The sequence below is a fragment of the Okeania sp. SIO2B3 genome, assembly GCF_010672525.1.
Classification (GTDB): domain Bacteria; phylum Cyanobacteriota; class Cyanobacteriia; order Cyanobacteriales; family Microcoleaceae; genus Okeania.
In genome coordinates this window covers 1-20,318 of the sequence record NZ_JAAHGH010000009.1, presented here as the reverse complement: position 1 = coordinate 20,318, position 20,318 = coordinate 1, and the positions used below count along the sequence as shown (strand labels likewise).

Annotated in this window: 9 protein-coding genes; 6 read left to right on the top strand and 3 right to left on the bottom strand. The window is 36.4% G+C overall.

Translation table 11 applies throughout. From position 1 onward, the window contains the following. Positions 1-76: 76 nt before the first annotated feature. The 3 genes from F6K15_RS11490 to F6K15_RS11480 all read right to left on the bottom strand — a co-directional run bounded on the left by F6K15_RS11490 (position 77) and on the right by F6K15_RS11480 (position 5,459). A complete protein-coding gene (locus F6K15_RS11490; protein WP_293060875.1) occupies positions 77-1,342 on the bottom strand; it encodes a DUF5331 domain-containing protein in 1,266 nt (421 codons plus the stop codon). A 39-nt stretch (positions 1,343-1,381) separates the two neighbouring features. After that, on the bottom strand, positions 1,382-2,248 hold the full coding sequence (bchL, locus tag F6K15_RS11485) for a ferredoxin:protochlorophyllide reductase (ATP-dependent) iron-sulfur ATP-binding protein (protein ID WP_202223414.1): 867 nt from the start codon (positions 2,246-2,248) through the stop codon (positions 1,382-1,384). Between the two features lie 1,126 nt (positions 2,249-3,374). Continuing rightward, complete coding sequence (locus tag F6K15_RS11480; protein ID WP_293060871.1) at positions 3,375-5,459, bottom strand: ShlB/FhaC/HecB family hemolysin secretion/activation protein; 2,085 nt, start codon at positions 5,457-5,459, stop codon at positions 3,375-3,377. Between the two features lie 887 nt (positions 5,460-6,346). Here F6K15_RS11480 and F6K15_RS11475 point away from each other — a divergent pair. From F6K15_RS11475 to F6K15_RS11450, 6 genes are all read left to right on the top strand, one after another. Further along, complete coding sequence (locus F6K15_RS11475) at positions 6,347-8,017, top strand: transglutaminase family protein (protein WP_293060869.1); 1,671 nt, start codon at positions 6,347-6,349, stop codon at positions 8,015-8,017. Positions 8,018-8,463: 446 nt separating this feature from the next. Further along, on the top strand, positions 8,464-8,601 hold the full coding sequence (locus F6K15_RS11470) for a hypothetical protein (protein ID WP_293060867.1): 138 nt from the start codon (positions 8,464-8,466) through the stop codon (positions 8,599-8,601). A gap of 1,939 nt (positions 8,602-10,540) precedes the next feature. Beyond that, positions 10,541-15,316, top strand: coding sequence for a PAS domain S-box protein (locus F6K15_RS11465; RefSeq protein WP_293060865.1), 4,776 nt, complete (start codon positions 10,541-10,543; stop codon positions 15,314-15,316). After that, complete coding sequence (locus tag F6K15_RS11460) at positions 15,317-16,831, top strand: diguanylate cyclase domain-containing protein (protein WP_293060863.1); 1,515 nt, start codon at positions 15,317-15,319, stop codon at positions 16,829-16,831. 606 nt (positions 16,832-17,437) lie between these two features. Continuing rightward, complete coding sequence (locus F6K15_RS11455; RefSeq protein ID WP_293060861.1) at positions 17,438-17,869, top strand: response regulator; 432 nt, start codon at positions 17,438-17,440, stop codon at positions 17,867-17,869. Beyond that, a complete protein-coding gene (locus F6K15_RS11450; RefSeq protein WP_293060859.1) occupies positions 17,866-19,461 on the top strand; it encodes an adenylate/guanylate cyclase domain-containing protein in 1,596 nt (531 codons plus the stop codon). The genes F6K15_RS11455 and F6K15_RS11450 overlap by 4 nt, the downstream gene beginning before the upstream one ends. Positions 19,462-20,318 lie beyond the last annotated feature (857 nt).

The window sequence follows — 20,318 nt, the reverse complement described above, 5'->3', positions numbered from 1 at the left end:
AATGTAACTTTTATATCTGCTAAAAATCAAAACATAGCAAATAAAACAAACCAGTCAATATCAATTTTCCTATTGTTTAACCCAACAACCCTTCAAGATCGTCATCATTAGAAGACTTTTTATCTCCTGCTAAAGAATCTAGATCGGCCTCATCCAAATCTAGGTCATCTCCATCCAGATCGAGGTCCAAATCTCCTAAATCATCAGAAGACAAATCATCAAATTGATTATCATCTCCCAAGTCGCTAAGATCCATATCACCTAGCTCATCCAGTCCAGACTCATCCAACTTCGCCGATGTATCTTCAAATGGATCGGGAATATCTTCTGCTACAAAGTCGGAGCTATCTTCTCCAAGATCGAGATCGTCAGAACTATCTCCATCTAGGTCGCTGAGGTCAAGGCTACCCAAGTCATCTTCTGCTTCTGCTGCTGACTCCATTCCCAAATCCAAATCATCATCCACTTCCGAGTCAGAATCCAGTCCCATATCCAAATCATCCGCTTCTGACTCCATTCCCAAGTCCAAATCATCATCCACTTCCGAGTCAGAATCCAGTCCCATATCCAAATCATCCGCTTCTGACTCCATTCCCAAGTCCAAATCATCATCCACTTCCGAGTCAGAATCCAGTCCCATATCCAACTCATCCGCTTCTGACTCCATTCCCAAGTCCAAATCATCATCCACTTCCGAGTCAGAATCCAGTCCCATATCCAACTCATCCGCTTCTGACTCCATTTCCAAGTCCAAATCATCATCCACTTCCGAGTCAGAATCCATTCCCATATCCAACTCATCCGCTTCTGACTCCAGGTCTAACTCACTCTGCTCATCATCAAGCAAATTATCAGAGTCCATACCCAATCCAGAAGCTAGTGCAGCAGCTCCACCGACAGCGACAGCTCCACCTACTACTGCAGCAGTACCCCAATTATTAGAATCTTCATTCTGGTCTGGCATAATTGGGGAATAAGATCCTGGTGACTCCTGAGCATCATCACCTGTGGAACTCAAAGATGATATTGATGTTGATTTATCTATAGAAGAATCTGGTTCTTTACCTATGGCAATGTCTGGGTCAAAATTTAACCCTAAAACTTCTATTAAACTATCTGCATCTGCCTTGAGTTTGGAGAAAGGCAACATTAATGCCTCTAACTCTGGTTCCAGGGCATTAAGAATTCCCAAGATAAGGTATGACAGAGGTCTCCTTCCTCCATCAGGAGTCTGGACCGTATTTTCATCTGTCATGTGCAGTACCAACCATGGGCGATTTTTTTGGTAGTAGTGCAGCCATTTTTGTTTGAGGGACGTTGATAATTGTTCAAAGAAAACCATGACTTCTATAATTCCTTATCCTGAGAAGAGCTAAATCTATTAAACCATCATCAGGTCAAGCTTCTCATCCTCTGACATAACTTCAGGCTTACTAGGATTTAAGTAGAAATCAGAGAGTAAGGAGAACAAATCGCGATCGAGAGATTCGTTAGGCACTACTCCCTCTGGCAATGCCAAAATTTGGTCGGCAATATTCAGGTAATAATTACAAACGTATTGGAGTGAAGGATCGTTTTCGGCCATCTCGAACAATGTTTTGCCTTTGACACGAGAAACCCGAATATCTTCAATTAGTGGTAGGACTTCTAGCACTGGCATTGGTACGGCTTCTATATATTTATTGATTAGGTCGCGCTTGGATGTACGATTACCTATTAGGCCAGCCAAACGTAGAGGATGGGTGCGAGCTTTTTCACGGACAGAGGCGGCAATGCGATTAGCTGCAAAGAGGGCATCGAAGCCATTATCTGTGACAATCATGCAGTAGTCTGAATAGTTTAGTGGAGCTGCAAAACCACCACAAACTACGTCACCGAGTACGTCAAATAGAATGACGTCGTATTCGTCAAAGGCATTTAATTCTTTGAGTAGTTTGACTGTTTCGCCGACAACGTAGCCACCACAACCTGCTCCAGCTGGAGGTCCACCTGCTTCTACACAGTCTACGCCACCGTAACCTTTATAAATTACGTCTTCTGGCCAGATATCTTCGTAATGGTAGTCCTTTTCTTGCAGGGTGTCAATAATTGTGGGGATGAGAAATCCTGTGAGGGTAAATGTACTGTCGTGTTTTGGGTCGCAACCAATTTGTAGAACTTTTTTACCACGTTTGGCTAAGGCTACTGAGATGTTGCAGCTTGTTGTAGATTTGCCGATGCCACCTTTTCCATATACTGAGAGTTTCACTTTTTTTCTCCTAGATAATTTTTTAATTTAGATGAGGCTTAAGAATTTTTAATAAGCTCAATTTTTGTCTATTTTTCAGCTTGTGTTTGATTAATGTTGCGTCGCAAAACGCCATCCTTCGACCGCTTTTTATCCCCTTAACAGGGGAGGCTATTGACCTTACTTTTTGGTCAACCTATTTTTTTGGGCTTCTCAAAAGAATTATTGTCTAACTTCACTACAAAAAAAAGGGGGGCAAGATTTATCAGATGCTGTAAACAGAATCATTTAGATTGAATATTTTTTAAATTTGATTTTTTATTGACATTAATTACTTTTAAGGGAAATTTATTACTCTATAATTTATTTGTGTAATTTTTTTTATACAAAGAGTAACAATATTAAAAAAAATAGGCATTGAATCATAAGAAGACAAATTTTATAGCTCAAATATAAGGCTTTAGCAGACTTTGAGATGATAAGGTTTCTCTGGTTTGCTCCAATAATTAGGCGATCGCCCAATAGTAAATTCAATTATTTAGGAACAAAATTGCCCAAGGTTAATTTTTATAACAAAAAATTTGATTAGTCCAAATATATTTCTGTAGGAAATTAGGTAGAAAGCAAAGGTCAGAAGATGAATACTAAAGAGGATTTACCAACTTTTGAGGGGTTTCAGTCAGTCCTCAGTCCTCAGTCCTCAGAATTAATGGCTTCAATTGACTAGGTTATTTATTAGGAGTCAGGAGTCAGTAGCATTTCAATGATTAATTAATTAACACTAGCCTGATCACCTTTTTGATAATTAGCACCCGAGGAGCACATTAATTATTATTATGTTTACTTCTCCCAGTAGGGACGCCCTTATGCAACGTCCCTACAAACTCCCCCCAGGACCAATTCATTGTCGTCAGAGAATATTTATATGGATATGAAATACAAAAAATTATGTATAGCGATGAGCGCTCAGGTATTTACAATGTCCAGCTTAAAATGCAGTAAGCGAAAAGGTGTACAAAAAATAATGTGTAAATATGCCAGCGCACATTGCTATAAATATGAAGAATCTCCCCCTAACCACACATTCCCCTCCAGGGAGTAGGGATGGGTCCCCATATCCCAATCTCCCCACACTCCCCACACTCCCCTAAAGTGGCCGGAAAATTACACTGAAATAAAATCCAGAGTCTTGAGCATTATTGCCGCGATCGTCCAGGTCTACCAAAGGGATACCATAGTCCAAACGCAAATCAACCTGTGGCAGTGGTTGCCAAATCAAACCTATGCCTGCCCCTGCTAAAAATCTTTGGTCTGGTAAAGAATCATTATTAGGATTACTACCATCATTCCAAACAGCTCCAATATCTATAAAAGGAGTAAATTGTATCGATGGTAAACCAGACTCATCCCTATAGACCGTAATCCGGTCTTCAATAGAAAACCGAAAACCATTATCCCCGGAACGTATATTCTGGCGATAGCCCCGTAACGACAAACCACCGCCAATAATAAATTGTTGATATGGCAATAGAGCAATTGAGGATAGTTGCAAATCTCCCTGGACAATCAATAAATGATTAGCAGTTAATCTTTGTACCCTTTGCACTTGGCCTAACCAACTGAAGAAACGTCCATCGGGTTGAGGGTCTTCCCTCTCTGTAGCATCAAATAAATTAGTGCCAATATTAAATTGCGATCGCAAAGCCCAAGCTCCTTGAGGGTCTCGGCGAATGTAGTCTTGTCCCAACCTAATCACAGTTGTACTGTTAATACCATCTTCTTCTGGAGTTTGAGGGTCATCAAAAAGTTGATCGTCCAAAAAAGTCTCTGTACGCTGATAGCTGAACCCCACAGAAAAAGCTAACTCTTCTCTAGGAGTTCGTACAAAAGGCTGACGGTAACTAAACTCATATACATCGGTTGTGCCACTAATCTCTATACCTTCAAAATCTTGACCAATTCTATTACTGTTGGGTGCTGCTCTAAACTGTAAAGTGCCATTCATAGAGTTGATGGGCAAATTGTAGATAAAGTCAAAAACATCTGATTCATCACTAAAAAGCCTGGTGGTATTATAAGATGCCACAAAAAAATCACCCCGCCCTGTCAAGTTGCGATGTAGTAAAGTCGAACCTACTCTTTCAGAGCCGACTGTGGGAGGTGAGTAGTTATCAGTATTTATACTAAATTCAAAAGGGTTTGCTTCTGTGACACGAACAATTAGAATACTCTCTCCTGGATTTTCGCTGGCTCGCAAACTAGCTTCAATATTTTCAAATAAGGGATTACCCCGAAGTAATCGTAGTTGATTTTCTAGTTGAGCAGTGTCCAATGGCTGGGCTGCTCCAAGTCGTATCCGATTTTCAATATAAGATTTATGTAATCTTTTTGTACCTTCTATTTGGACTTCTCCCAAAATTCCTTCTATAACTTGAATTCTCACTACGCCCTCGGTGATAGTTTGGGGTGGTAAAATCGCCCTTGAGGTGATATAGCCACGTTCTAGATAAATTTCGGTAATTTTATCTGCTATTTGCCGAAGTTCTAATAGGGTAACTAAACGTCCTTCTAACGGCCCAGTGAGGGAATTTATTTCTTCTGGGGTTAAGATTGTACTTCCTAATACTAAAATTCTCTGCACGGGAATTTTTTGAGTAGGCTCATCTGGCAGAGGTTGGGGTGGTGGTGATTTTTTTAGTTCTTCTTCTTTTGGCTCTTCTGGTTGAGTTGGTTGGGGAAGGGGTTGGAGAAAGCGATCGCGATTTGGATCTGGTCGGGGGTTATCGGGTAAATTTTGTCGTATTTCTTGATTTGTTGGAGTATTTTGGGCATAAATTGGTTGTTTTGAAGTTAAGGTATTAATAATTTGAGGGTGAGTGAGTTTTTGCTGAGTATGGGATAGGTTTTGAATTTGATGTTGTATTTGTGTAATGTTTTTTTGTTGAGGAGAAGTTTTTGAGTAGGCTATTAATTTTAGTCCTTTATTTTTTAGTAATTGAGAGCTTAAAGTTTTTCGTTTAAGGTTTTTATTTTGATATTTATAAATTAGTTTTGGGGTGAATTTTGATGTTAATTTAGAGTTTTTGGATGATAAATAATGCCATTTTTTGGCTTTCACTGAAGTTTTATCCCATAATTTATCCACATCTACCGTTTTGGATACAGCTTGATTAGCTAATAAGCAAATAATTATAAATGTAGTAGTAGGAATTAATGCGATCAATTTAAACATTGCAATAGTTATACTCTAGTTTAATTTTATTTCCCAAAAAAAGTGAATTATGGCTCCTATAGTGGCTTGATAACAGCCAAAAACCAAATTATTTATTTAGATATAAAATGTGTCTAATCAAGTAACAGTATTAAATTTTTCTACATTTATTTAATCGGGTATTTATTCGGCAAAATATAAGTTTTTTCTGAAGCATTAGTATAAACGATTTAATTTTATCAATAATTATATAGTAAGCTAATACTCATTTAGATTTTATGTTCTATGTTAAGGGTTTCCTTTGACACAGAAGTTATATAGTTTCAATACTTAAGTCGCTTAGTAAATGAATACTCAAAACCTACTGCGAAAATATTTATTCTGAATTTGAAGAAGGAATCAGGAGACAGCAATTCTGGAGACAGCAATCTTTATTTGTGGGGATAGTCTTCGATACGCCACTTCGTGTCTACAAAATCCCAAGCAATTGTGGACACCGCGGGTGACGGTGGGGATTTATACCTGTTCATTAATGGATAATGGATAATGGATAATGGATAATTACCTCGGGTTTTAACCGTTACGGAATTGAATATCAGGAAATATTATTTCTTCTCTTGGTCTCATGGATATGGTGCAGGTTTCGGAGCCATCCCACCCTACGGGAAGCCCCGAAGATCGACCGTTTTTTCCCCTTGTAGAGCGACAGCTCGTGGCGCAGCCAAGGGTCGGATCATCAAGCTGAATTATTTAATTAATAATTATTTGGTAAGGCTTCCAGCTAGGAGTCAGCTACTCTCATCTATCGCGCCCAAAAAAAATATACTGACTCCTGACTCCTGAGGAATGACTCCTGACTTGCAGCCGAAGGCTATTAACATGAATTTTGAATCACCTAACCTAAAAATATGCAAAAACAATCTTCTGGGCCAAGGACTATTAGACCAATTGGAGTTGCCTCACTACATAGTATTGCTTTTTCTAGAGAGATTCTCTACGCCATTGACAAAAATCGTGGTTTTCTGCTAAGAATTGACCCAAAAACAGATAATACAATAGTTATCAATCCCTTTCAAACTAATGAATTTATTGATGTTACAGGTATCGCGCTTTGGAAAGATACTCTTTGGTTGACAAGGGAAAATAAAGTTTATTTCTGTTCTAATGCAATTGGTAATTCATCGGAGGGACGCCTGAAATGGCAACATTTTTTCACTTTACCTTATGCTGCTGATGGAATTGCTGTTTGGGAATCAACTGTTTATGTCACTTGTCAAAAACTAGGTAGGATTTTTGTATTAGATAAAAATACTAGACAAAAAATTACTGGGTTTTATGCTCCAGGAATAGGTTTTGAAAATATTACGGTACAGAATGAAGAGTTGTGGCTTTGTGACCGCGAGGAGCAAACTGTTTATTGTTTAGAAAGGGCAACTGGTCAAGTTAAATTTAGTGTACTGACTCCTTTTGAAAATCCTACAGGATTAGCATTTTATCTGGATATAAATACGGGGGAAAAACAGCTTTATGTCGCTTATGCTGGTGATGAACTTTATATTAGGGATGACCCAAACTCAGAAAGACAGTATGAGCTGAGTAAGCGCGATCGCTCTTTTATACATCCTCTTTATTTTTATTACAATGAGCAGGAAAAATATGCTGTTTCTAATAGTTTTTTAATAGAGATGTCTTATGTTGAAGAATTAGAACCATTAGATGAAATATTTTTAGAAGATTTAGAATGGCGTATTGCTTTACCATCAGAAACTCATCGCCAAAAAGTTAGGGAAATTTCTCCTATAGGAATACCTTTTACTGAAGAGATTCAAAATGGTGAAAAAGTTGCTGTTTTTAGGTTTAAACCATTACGTCAAAGTGAAAGGCGTATATTTGGTTGGAAGGCGTTATTAGAAGTTAGGGCAATTAAGTACCAAATTCAACCTTTTAATGTAGAAAATCTTCCGGAATTGCCAGAAGGTTTTTACGAAAAATATCTGGTAGATAATGATAATTTGGCTATGGATAAAGAGATAGTTATCCAGGCAGCAAAAGATGCTGTTTTACAAGAAAAAAATATATTGCGTCAACTGCTGAATATTCGGAATTATGTCTACGATCAACTTTCTTATGGAGTAACAGCTAAGATTGATACTCCAGATATTGTGTTAGAAAGAGGTGTTGGATCTTGTGGAGAATATGTAGGGTTATTGTTAGCTTTGGCACGATTAAATGGTATTGCTTGTCGTACAGTAGGTCGCTATAAATGTCCGGCTTTTGCTGATAGAAAAGGTGTGCCTTTAGAGCCAGAATTTAATCATGTTTGGTTAGAATTTTATCTACCTGGTTTTGGTTGGGTGCCTATGGAATCAAACCCTGATGATTTACAAGAAGGAGGACCTTATCCATTAAGGTTTTTTATGGGTTTGGCTTGGTATCATGTGGAAATTGGTAAAGGAATTAAGTTTGAAACTCTGAAAAATAAGGGAATACCTGTTAATAAGGAAAAAGTTTCTATTGGTAATTTGGCAATTAATCATGTCAGGTTTACCATTTTAGAAGAGCTACTGAATAATGAATAATGAATAATGAATAATTAATAATGAGAGACTTTAAACCTTAATTATTCGGTACATCAGAATAATTAATTACGAACTGATACTAAATCCGGTTTACAAAGAACCTTTATTCTGAAGGTAAGGCAGAAGGGTTAGAGAGGAATTTTAAAAACGTGGTTTTGATAACCGAATTTGGTATGACTAATAGACATCTCCAAAAATTAAAAATAAAATCAATTATTCCTCCCTGCTCCCTGTTCCCTAAAACCAACCAATTTTGAACCTCACGCTTCTTGGAAATTGCTACATAAGAATCAATAAGAAAGAAGAGAAAGAACAATTATTTATTACACTCTGTATCTCGAAATAATTATTTTGGAGAATGTCTTGATGTAAATATAGTTTAGTTACTCTAAAGCATTTTTTTTGATAAAATCTAAAAGAAAAAATCTAAAATTTTAGGAGGAGTTGTGGAATTAACAGTTGTAAATATTATGGCAATAGTAGCATCAGGACTAATGTTAATTGTTACTTTAGGTGTGGTATATTTAACGGCGGCTGAGTGGCGCGATCGTAGACGTCAACAAAGGGATAAAACCACTCGTTGAAGACATTTTTTTTTCTAATGTCATTTTTAATCATGGCGATAATTTCATTATCGCCTTTTTTTGTGACATTTGATCTGCTATAGCGCTACGCGCAAGGCAATACAGCGGTTTTCATTTAGGTAGACCACAGTAGGGACGTTCCATGGAACGTCCCTACAAAGTTTTGCTTGTGAAGATGTGGTTCATCAATTTGAAAAGCACTGTAAGCAACAGCGGTGCGACTCCGCGACGACGACAGTCGCAAGCGGTCGGAACCCGGCGTTAGCGGAGCGGCTCTGTCAAGAACTGGTCTGCTCGCCATGGGAATGCCGACCAAGAGAGGGAAGGCGCACTCCTGTGAGGCAATAGGCAACAGGGGAATACATTGGGGATTGAGCTTCTATTCATGTCAAACACCTTAATGGGTAACGCTATAGTTGTAAGTAATATGATGTCCGGTAGCATCGGTCTTGTATAGAGAAGGTAAGGAAGACCGAAGTTGGAAGAAGGAAGAAGCTTTAAGAAAAGGAAAAATTTTACTTATATGGCGGTAGATATTTCCCCAACTTTTACACGGGACTATACCAACGGACATGATATAAGTAGGCACGAATAAATCTCACTATGTAACAAAATGATTGACATCTCCAGGGGTTGAAACACCCTGGATTCTGTGGTTAGTCCACCGCCAATGGGACGGGGCGTTTTAAGTGCGGAATTTACTTCCGCACGCAGCTCCTCATAAATCCACATTTGCTTCAAGCCTATCAATAGACTCCTATACCCCTCGGCATAGAACGAAATCTAGCTGTGAGTTTACTTTTTTTTTGAATAGTTTTCACGAGTGGTTTTACTCAAGTTGGAGCAATCTTCTCGCTGCTCTAGCTGCCTGCTTGCTTTTCGGTGCCGAATGCGGAGCTAACAGCCGTCGCAGGAAGCGTCGTCCCCGTCTCCTGTCCACCGGAATCTCACCGCAAAGCGCGGTCATGTCATAGCGACAAACCTTGTTCCTTATTCCGCTAGTATAGCAGATTTTTACTACGCTTTATTACCCGCGTGTCGTTATTCCACCAGCTATTAAAACGGGCGCTGCGTACTTCCTCCCGTCATTTTTTAGGTTTTTTTCGTACTGTGAATCAGTATAATTTTATTTATCAGCAATTATTATAACATGATATAATAAATATTATTGATGATGATTTATATATTTTTGTTAAAATTTATCGATTTAATTGAGCAATAAAATGATATATCTTTATTGCTTTTTTTTATTACTTCATCCAACGTAAATCTTTCCTTCTTCCTTACCGAATAATTAAGGTTTAAAGCCTCTCCTTTCAAGGAGAAACAAGCTGTCGATATTCGGAGCTTCCCGTAGGGTGGGATGGGGAGAAAACCTCGCCATATCCAATCGACCAAGAGAAGAAAAAATTTTCATGATTAGTCAATCCTATCCGTTTTCAAGGAGAGGTAATTATTAATTATTAATTATTAATTATTAATTATTGAACTACGTCATTTGTAATATTCTATTTTCAAAATGGTATAATACTACCTCACCATAGTTATCTGAAAAATCATGCTATGGAAGCTCTCTCCTAGTCCCCATTTTTTAGAGCCTAATATATCGTAAAAATTTTATTATTTCATATCAGGGCAAAATACTTTATTTGAAAGGTGACAGGGATAAATAACTTCAATATAGCCTTTTCAAATGCTTGATCAATCTAGATGGTCTTTTTTTAATCAAAAAAATTTTGTATTATTGACTCCTTGTTTACTTTTACCTGTTCTCTTTTATTATTGAGTGTTGACAATCCAGATAAGAATGCTATATATCACCTTGATAAAATTGGTATATAATTATCTTATAGTTAGAAAATATATACTCAATAAAAAATGCTGAAAATATCAAGTCGTAATTTGCAACTCAAATAATAAACATAGAAAAAATCTAATTATGAATAACGGTCAAATTACAATTCTCATAGTAGATAATCATCCCCATATTTTATCTTTTCTATCTGAGATAATCGGCTTAAAAGGGTATAAAATTGAACAGGCTAATTCTGGCAAATTAGCATTAAAATATGTAATGGAGAATAAGACCGATTTAATTTTAATGGATGTAAAAATGCCAGAAATGGATGGCTATCAAGTCTGTAAACAACTCAAAGCAAATCCTAATACTCAGAATATACCAGTAATTTTTCTGAGTGATTTATCTGATACTACCGAAAGAATAAAAGGATTTGAAGCCGGAGGAATAGATTATATTACCAAGCCCGTTCAGCGTGAAGAAGTATTAGCAAGAATAGAAGCTCAACTGACAATCAAAAAACTATATATCAAATTAGAAGAAAAAAATAAACAACTAGAAAAGGAAATAGAAATCAAGCGAAAAACCGAATATAATTTATCAGCAATTATTACTAATATATCAGAAGGTCTGATGATTATCAACAGAGAAGGCAAAATAGTTTTTGTTAATCCAGCTACAGAATTGTTATGGGAAAAATCAGCTCCAGAGTTGATCGGTGAAGAAATAGGTTTGCCTCTTGTACATGGTAATGAAACAGAAATATATATTCGACAAAAATCGGGAAAAGTTTTATTTATAGAAACACATATAAAAGAAATTATTTGGGAAGATAATAAAGCTTATCTTTTAACTCTTAAAGATGTCACAGAAAATCGTCGCGAACAAGAACGTTTAAAACTATTAGAAAGAGCAATATTTACAGCTCCTCAAGGAATTGTAATTAGCGATTTAAGTGTAGACGAATATCCAGTAATATATGCTAATTCAGGCTTTGAAAAAACTACAGGTTACTCAATTTCTGAAGTTATTGGTAGAAATTGTCGTTTTTTACAAGGTACTGATATAAATCAACCAGAAATTCAAGAAATGAGACGGGCGATCGCCGCTGGGGAAAAATGTTCGGTAGTCTTGCAAAATACTCGCAAAGATGGTAGCAAATTTTGGAATGAAGTAACAATTTCTCCAGTACATGATGATTTTGGAACTTTAACTCATTATGTAGGAGTGCAAGTAGATGTTACCAAGCGCGTAGTTGCACAACAGGCACTACAGGAAAGTGAAGTTCGTTTTCGTTCGATGGCAGATAGTATCGCCGTAATGATCCGTGTGGCAGACACTAACGGTAACAGTACATTTTTTAATCAAACATGGTTAGAATTTACCGGATACAATTTATCTGATGCTATAACAAATGAATGGTTAAAATTGGTTCATCCAGATTATAGAGAACACTGTAGGTTAATGTATACATACAGCCATAAAACTTTTGCTGCCTTTCAGATGGAATATCGTTTCCGTCGGTTTGATGGCAAGTATCGATGGGTAGTAGATACAGCCAAACCAAGATTTACTCCTAATGGCACTTTTGCAGGCTACATTAGTGCTGCGATTGACATTACAGAGCGTAAAGAGGCAGAAATAGAACTATCCACAGCAAAATGCTCTCTAGAAAGACAAATACAAAGAGCATTAGTCCTCAGAGAAATTACCCATCAAATTCGCTCTTGCCTAGAACCAGAACAAGTATACCAAACTGCAGCAAATCAAATAGCAAGAGTTTTGCATACAGACCGCTGCTTGATTCATACTTATTCAGAATTTCCCGTACCACGAATTCCCATAGTGGCTCAATATCAGAGCTACGGTCTAGAGTTACCCTCTAATTTAGAAATTCCCATATTAGGTAATTCTCATGCTGAGTTAATGTTGTCGCAAGACTTAGCAATTGCTACTGATAATGTCTATGTTGAACCTCTGCTACAGGAAGTTTCACCTCTCTGTAAGCAACTCAAGCTCAGGTCAATGATGGCAATTAGAACTTCTTATCAAGGAAAAACTAATGGGGCGATCGACGTACACCAATGTAATTATGTTCGTCATTGGAAAGCAGAAGAAATAGAATTGTTAGAAGCAGTGGCAGCTCAAGTAGGTATTGCCATCGCTCAAGTAAATCTTTTAGCACAAGAAAAACAACAACGACAAGAATTATCCGAACAGAATGAATTATTAGAGCAAGAAATTCAGATTCGCAGACAGGTAGAAGATTCACTCAAAAAAAGTGAAGAACGTTGGCAGTTAGTGTTAAAAGGCAATAATGAAGGGATTTACGACTGGAATATTACAACCAATGAAGCCTTTATGTCACCTCGACTAAAAGCAATATGGGGCTATGAAGACCATGAAATTCAACCCCATTCTCATGAATGGTATAGCCGCATACATCCAGATGACCTTGAAATGGTGATGGAACTGATGCAAAGTCACCTCAAGCAAGAAACTCTTAACTTTGTTGTTGAGCATCGTATACTTTGCAAAGATGGGAATTATAAGTGGGTTTTAGCCAGAGGACAAGCTCTTTGGGAGCAAAAAGGGATGCCAATTAGGATGGTAGGATCTCTGCAGGATATTAATGACCGCAAACAGATAGAAGAAGCATTAAGAGAAAGTGAACTTCGTTATCGGGAACTGGTAGAGTCACAGGACAGTGTACTGGTTTGTAGATGGCAACCAAATGGTGCGCTCACATTCGTTAACCAATACTATTGTCAATTTTTTGGCAAGTCTTCAACTGAATTATTGGGCAGTAACTTTTTACAATTAATGTCAGATGGAATAGCTCAAGAACAAGTACAGGAAAATATTCAATCAATTCAGAAAAAATTATCTCCAACAACTTCAGAATATCAAGTTATTTCTGCTTCTGGGGAACGGCGCTGGGTTAGTTGGACAAATCAACCAATAATGAATCTAGACCGACATTTAATTGAAATTCAATCTTTTGGTATTGATATAACAGAGAAAAGGGAACGGGAAGAAGCTTTACGTTTGATTGTTGAAGGTACTGCTTCTTATATAGGAGATGACTTTTTCGATGCTTGTGTTCGGAGTCTAGCTCAAGTACTACAACTTGATTATGCTTGCATTAATGAATTCAAGGAAGCAGAACAAAAACTCTATGTCAGAGCATTTTGGAGTGGCAATGAAGTGATCAAAGATATCAGTTACTTTATAGCAGGCAGTCCTTGTGAAAAAGTATTAGAGGGAAAAATTTGTTATTATCCACATTCTTTAAAACAACTTTTTCCCCAAGATGGCTGGTTAATTAAGTTAAATGTAGAAAGTTATTGGGGTATTCCTCTATATAATTCCCAAGGCAAAATTCTTGGTTTATTAACGGTTATGGATGCTGCACCAATAGATATTAATTCTTCCGATCAGTTGATTTTGAAAATTTTTGCTGCACGGGTGGGGGCAGAATTAGAACGTTTACAAGGAGAAATTGAACTCAAAAATGCTAAAGAAACTGCGGAAGCTGCTAACCATGCTAAGAGTAATTTTCTTGCTTCTATGACTCACGAATTGCGTACTCCTTTAAATGCAATTTTGGGTTTCAGCCAATTGTTGGTGCGGGATAACTCTTTAAATGAGGAACAGATTGAGCAGTTAAAAATTATTAATCGCAGTGGAGACCATTTACTGAATTTAATTAATGATATTTTATCCATGTCAAAAATTGAAGCAGGCAGAGTTACTTTAACAGAAAGTTGCTTTGATTTAGATGAACTGCTCCAATCTCTAAAAGATATGATGATGCTAAAAGCCAGTAAAAAAGGCTTACAACTAATCTTTGAAGTGGCAGATAATTTACCTATAATCATCAAAACTGATGAAGGAAAATTGCGTCAGGTTCTGATTAATATTTTAGGTAATGCAGTCAAGTTTACATCTGAAGGAACAGTTATATTGTCAGTATTTAATCATCACCAATTCGGGAAGCTTGAATTTACTATTACAGATACTGGTCCAGGAATTGAAGCATCAGAAATACATAGTTTATTTGAGCCTTTTGTGCAAACAAAAACTGGTCAAAAATCAATAGAAGGAACTGGCTTGGGTTTACCTATTAGTCGGGAATTTGTTAATTTAATGGGAGGAGATATATCTGTTAGTAGTCAAGTAGGAAAAGGTACAACTTTTACTTTTGATATTGTTGTCGAAGTTATAGAAACAGCAAAAACAACAGTATTATCTAATCAACCTAAAATTATCGGTTTAGAACCTGATCAACCTACTTATCGAATTTTAGTAGTGGAAGATGTGCCAGAAAACAGTCAGTTACTAATTCAGTTACTTCAGCCTTTAGGATTTCAAATTAAGAATGCCGAGAATGGCAAACAAGCGATATCTATTTGGCAAACTTGGCAACCTCATTTAATTCTTATGGATATTATAATGCCTGTTATGAATGGCTATGAAGCAACTAAATTTATTAAGCAAACATCTTTTGGTCAAGCAACTACAATTATTGCTTTAACTGCTAATGCTTTTGATGAAGATCGTGATGCTATTTTGGCAGCAGGTTGTGATGATTTTATTGCTAAACCTTTTTCAGAAGATGTATTGTTGGAAAAGTTGGCGAATTATTTGGGAGTACGTTATCTGTATCAAGAAATAACATCAAATTCTACTGCTATAGAACCTCAAATAAAACTTACAAAAGAATCTTTAAGTATTATGCCTCCTGAATGGTTGGAGCAATTACATTTTGCTGCATTATCTGTTAACGATCAAATGGTCAGTGAGCTAATTCAGCAAATTCCTGAAACAGAAATTGACTTAATTAATTATTTGATAAATTTAGTAGAAAATTTTCGCTTAGATATTATCCTTGAATTAATAGAAAGTGAGGAATAAATGGACCAAAAAAAATCTCAAAATTTACCAGCAAATATTTTAGTAGTTGATGATGCCCCGGAAAATTTGCGGTTATTAGCAAGTATGCTTGAGCATCATGGGTATTATGTGAGAAAAGCTATTAATGGTAGAATTGCAATTAATGGAGCACAGATTTCTAAGCCAGATTTGATATTACTTGATATTAATTTACCGGATATAGACGGCTATGAAGTATGCCAAAAATTAAAAACTTTTGAAAAAACCAAAGAAATACCAGTTATTTTCATTAGTTCTTATAATCAAGAAGTAGATAAAATCAGAGCATTTGAAGTAGGAGGTAGAGATTATATTACTAAGCCATTTCAAATCAGAGAAGTATTAGCACGAGTTGAAAATCAACTATCTACTTATAGACTACAAATGGAATTGAAAGAGCGGAACTCTAAGCTTGAGCAAGAAATTATTGAGCGTCAACGTACTGAGGAACAAATTCGTTTTTTGTTATTAACTAATCAGGCAATTAGTGCTACTTCAGATATTCATTCAGCACTTGAAGTGACTCTCAATTATATTTGTTCAAATATTAGATGGGACTTTGGTGAAGCTTGGCTTCTTAGTTCTGATAGTTCTAAAATTGTACATAGTCAAGCTTTTTATACTAATGAAGAAAATTTGTATGAATTCCGAGATTATAGTAAAAAATTAACTTTTACTTTTCATAAAAGCTTACCTGGTAGAGTTTGGCAATCTCAATATTCAGAATGGATAGAAGATATTTTTCAGACATCACCTGATTTTTTTCAACGTTATGATATAGCTGTCAAAGTAGGATTAAAATCTTGTTTTGCTGTACCAATTTTGTGGAGTAATCAGGTATTAGGAATTTTGGTGTTCTTCAAGAAAGAAGTTATCTCAAAAAATCAACAATTAATTGATTTAGTTAAAGCAGTAGCCAATCATTTAGGAGTAATGATTCAAAGCAGAAAAGCAGAATATACTCTGAAATTAGCGAATCAAAGATTGCATCTACTTGCTACCTTAGATGGTTTGACTCAAGTAGCTAATCGTCGTCATTTTGATGAATATTTAGACCAAGAATGGCAGAGAATGAAACGAGATGGTTTACCTTTTTCTCTGATTATTTGTGATGTCGATTATTTCAAATTATACAATGATAATTATGGACATCAAGCAGGAGATGATTGCCTAAAAAAAATTGCTAAAACTATTCAGGAAATGGTCGATCGCCCTGGAGATTTAGTGGCTCGTTATGGAGGAGAAGAATTTGCAATAATTCTTCCTAATACTGATGCTGAAGGCGCTTTTAGAATTGCTGAAACTATCCGTTTAGAAGTGCAAAATCTTCAAATTATTCATGCTAAATCTGAAATCAATGAATATGTGACAATTAGTCTTGGTATTTCAAGTATGATTCCTCAAGAAAATCAGTCACCCGCAGAGTTAATATCTCTGGCAGACCAAGCACTTTATCAGGCAAAAAATCAACAACGAAACTGTACTATTAGTAGATAAAGCTATATATTCAATCTATAAATAAAAAATGTAAATTTAAGTAATGAAAATAAAATTCATGCCAAATATCGCGCATTTTTGCTACATTTTTTTGATAGTAGGAAGTAGGTCAATAACGAATAAGATATATTTACTTCATAAAAATCTTGCTGAAGTTGATTTATTACTTAATAACTGAAGTGCTCAATAAGCATAGCATTATTTTTTGTATTTCAAATTAAATAATTTTTAGGTAAGCATTTCCTACGGAATGCTGCGCAAACAGCCGTCAGCCATCAGCTATTGCTTTTAGTTTACGATCAAAGCTTTATTAATTGTCTTACTACAAAAGTTGGTTATCTTGACCTTAAAGTCTATATTAATTTAAACACTTTTCTTAAAGAGAAAGTTTTTTTGCTGTTTGCGCAGCATTCCGCAGGAAATGCTTATATTTTTAGAGATGGAGAGATGGGGAGAATATATATAAGCTTGTTTTTTGATACTGTCGATCACGATAATTTTATCGGTCGGCAATTATCCGAATACGATCTTACAGATGATAAAATTTCAATAGGGCTGCTATACTAAGTTTTAATTAAATTATTACTTATATTACTTATAGAAAGTATGTCCCTAGAGTTAACTACTATTTCATCAAGCTATATACTTATAGTTGATGATCTGCCTATTAATTTACGACTTTTGTCAATCTTACTACAGCGTAATGGCTATCAAGTTAAGACAGAATTAAGTGGCAAAACTGCTCTAGAGACAATTAGAGCTAATCCTCCTGATTTAATATTACTAGATATAATGATGCCAGAAATGGATGGGTATGAAGTTTGTCAACAACTAAAAGCTTTAGATGAATTTTGTGATATTCCAGTAATTTTTATTAGTGCTTTAGATGACTCTTTAAATAAAGTTAAAGCTTTTGAAGCAGGAGCAGTTGATTATATTACTAAACCTTTTAAAAGTGAGGAGGTTTTAGCGCGAGTGAAAAATCAATTAATGATTAGTTCCTTACAAGCACAACTACATGAAAAAATCAAGAATTGACAGAACAGAATTTACAATTGCAAGCAGAAATAGCAGAAAAAGAAAGAGCTGAAACAAAAATTAGGTTTTTATTAGACACAACTCAATCTATTAATAATGCCGAGGATTTTAATTCTGCATTAGCCATTATTCTTCAATCTTGTTGCCAACTAATTAATTGGGATTTTGGTGAAGCATGGATTCCTAATAAAGTTACTAATGTACTTGAATATAGTCAAGTTTGGTATGCTAGAGAACCGCATCTAGACCGATTTGGAATTCATAGTTCAAAGCTGATTTTTAGCTATAATAATGGTTTGCCTGGAGAGATTTGGGCATCCAAAAAACCACAGTGGAAAGAAGATTTTGCAACCGAGTCAAAAGTAGCTGCAGAAGTTGGATTAAAAGCAGCTTTTGGAGTACCAATTATTGTAGAAAATCTGGTATTAGCAGTCTTGATTTTCTTTAAAAAAAAAGTTATTTATTTCCAACTTTATCCAATCGAATTAATTCAGGCAGTAGCTACCCAATTAGCTTCTTTAGTCCAACGTAAGCAAGCAGAAGAAGCTCTCCGAATTGCAGAACAACGATATCATGGTATGGTAGAAAATGCTGTTGATGGTATTTTTCAATCCACTCCTCATGGACGTTTTATTAGTGCAAATATGGCACTAGCAAGAATTTATGGTTATCATTCACCAGAAGAATTACTCAAAAATATTAAAGATATTTCTCGACAGCTTTATTACGATCCTAACCGTAGGCAAAAATTTGTAGCAGCAATGAAAGCAGATAATGCTGTATATAATTTTGAGTCCTTAGCATATCGCAAAGATGGTCAGACAATTTGGATTTCTGAAAATGCTCGTGCTGTACATGACTCTCAGGGCAAATTGTTGTATTACGAGGGTACTGTTTCTAATGTTACTGAGCGGAAAATGGCGCAGGAAGCTTTGAAGTTTCAGCGAAAACAAATGGAACAGTTGTTGCTCAATATTTTGCCAGCTCAAATTGCTCAACGTCTACAACAAGAACAAAGAGCGATCGCTGATAGTTTTGATGATGTGAGTGTGTTATTTGCTGACTTAGTAGGGTTTACTGAGTTTTGCTCAAATGTTTCTCCCATAGAACTTGTAAATTTTCTGAATTTGATTTTTTCTGAGTTTGACCAACTGACTCAAAAACATCATTTAGAGAAAATCAAAACTATTGGGGATGCTTATATGGTGGTTGGAGGTTTGCTAGTGCAGCAAGACAAGCATTTGGAGGCGATCGCTAATATGGCACTAGATATGCAGGTTAGTTTTGATCGTCTATGCAAGCGACTAGGAACAGCTTTGACTCTGCGAATTGGTATCCATGTTGGGCCGGTGGTTGCTGGAGTTATTGGTCAAACTAAATTTATCTATGATTTGTGGGGCGATACTGTAAATATTGCGTCTCGGATGGAGTCTAGTGGTATTGCTGGTGAAGTTCAAGTTACCAGTATTGTATATCAGCGACTCCAGAAAAAATTTGTATTTGAAGAACGTGGTCAGGTTTCAATCAAAGGAAAAGGAGATATGACTACTTATTTTCTTAAGGGCAAGACATCTCCAGAAAAGAGAGATTAGGGAGTAGGGAGTAGTGGGAAAGAACTGATAAATAAGAGTGCAATAGTGGATTTTATTTTTTATTATCACCAGATGTCTAATAGTAGATATTTGATTTTGACGACATCAGTTAATGATATACAGCAGATTTGGTGGTATAGCGCTGTGCGCAGGCAACAGCTCCGGAAAGCAACAGCTCCGGAAGGGGGAATAAATTGCTGATCATATAAGACTTTTAGCTATTTGGCCCCTCCTGCAATTTGTAAATATACCAGCGCTCATTGCTATATATGAACAGGAATTACGCAAATTAACTTTTAAAGCTCCGAATCGCGCCCCTACTGGACTGTTTCATCTAAAATGTTGCAATAGAAAATGGGGTGACGAAAAAAGCTAATGCACTATTTTAGGTGAAACAATCAACTACTGTGGTTTACTGAAATGAAAACCACAGTAGTTGATTGTAGTGCGGGCATCTTGCCCGCTTCGGGGTGTACCTCATTAGACTTGCCACTTTATAACTAGGGTTTGCTGGAAAAGTCTTTTGGTAAGGGGAGGACTCAGGAGTCAGGAGTCATCATATCATGTCCGTTGGGGCGCGTTTGTGTAAACCCAAGGGTGAATGTCTGGAAATTTAAGTTTTTTTCTTGCTCTTAAGCATTCCTACTTCTTCCCTCTTCCCTCTTCCCTCTTCCCTCTTCCCTCTTCCCTCTTCCCTCTTCCCTCTTCTCTCTTCCCTCTTCCCTCTTCCTTACCGAAAAATTGGGTTTAAAGCCTCGCCCTTGTAGGGCGACTTTTTATTTTTATGTTAAGTCAATTGAATATATGCTATAGTGTTATTAGTTGCCGGGGGGCACGCCTCCTCCGGAGGAGCTACG

What these genes read in the sequence shown, in the direction of transcription:
- F6K15_RS11475 (WP_293060869.1), top strand. Translation starts at nt 6,347, where the DNA reads ATGCAAAAACAATCTTCTGGGCCAAGGACTATTAGACCAATTGGAGTT.
- F6K15_RS11460 (WP_293060863.1), top strand. Translation starts at nt 15,317, where the DNA reads ATGGACCAAAAAAAATCTCAAAATTTACCAGCAAATATTTTAGTAGTT.
- F6K15_RS11480 (WP_293060871.1), bottom strand. Translation starts at nt 5,459, where the DNA reads ATGTTTAAATTGATCGCATTAATTCCTACTACTACATTTATAATTATT.
- F6K15_RS11455 (WP_293060861.1), top strand. Translation starts at nt 17,438, where the DNA reads ATGTCCCTAGAGTTAACTACTATTTCATCAAGCTATATACTTATAGTT.
- F6K15_RS11465 (WP_293060865.1), top strand. Translation starts at nt 10,541, where the DNA reads ATGAATAACGGTCAAATTACAATTCTCATAGTAGATAATCATCCCCAT.
- F6K15_RS11490 (WP_293060875.1), bottom strand. Translation starts at nt 1,342, where the DNA reads ATGGTTTTCTTTGAACAATTATCAACGTCCCTCAAACAAAAATGGCTG.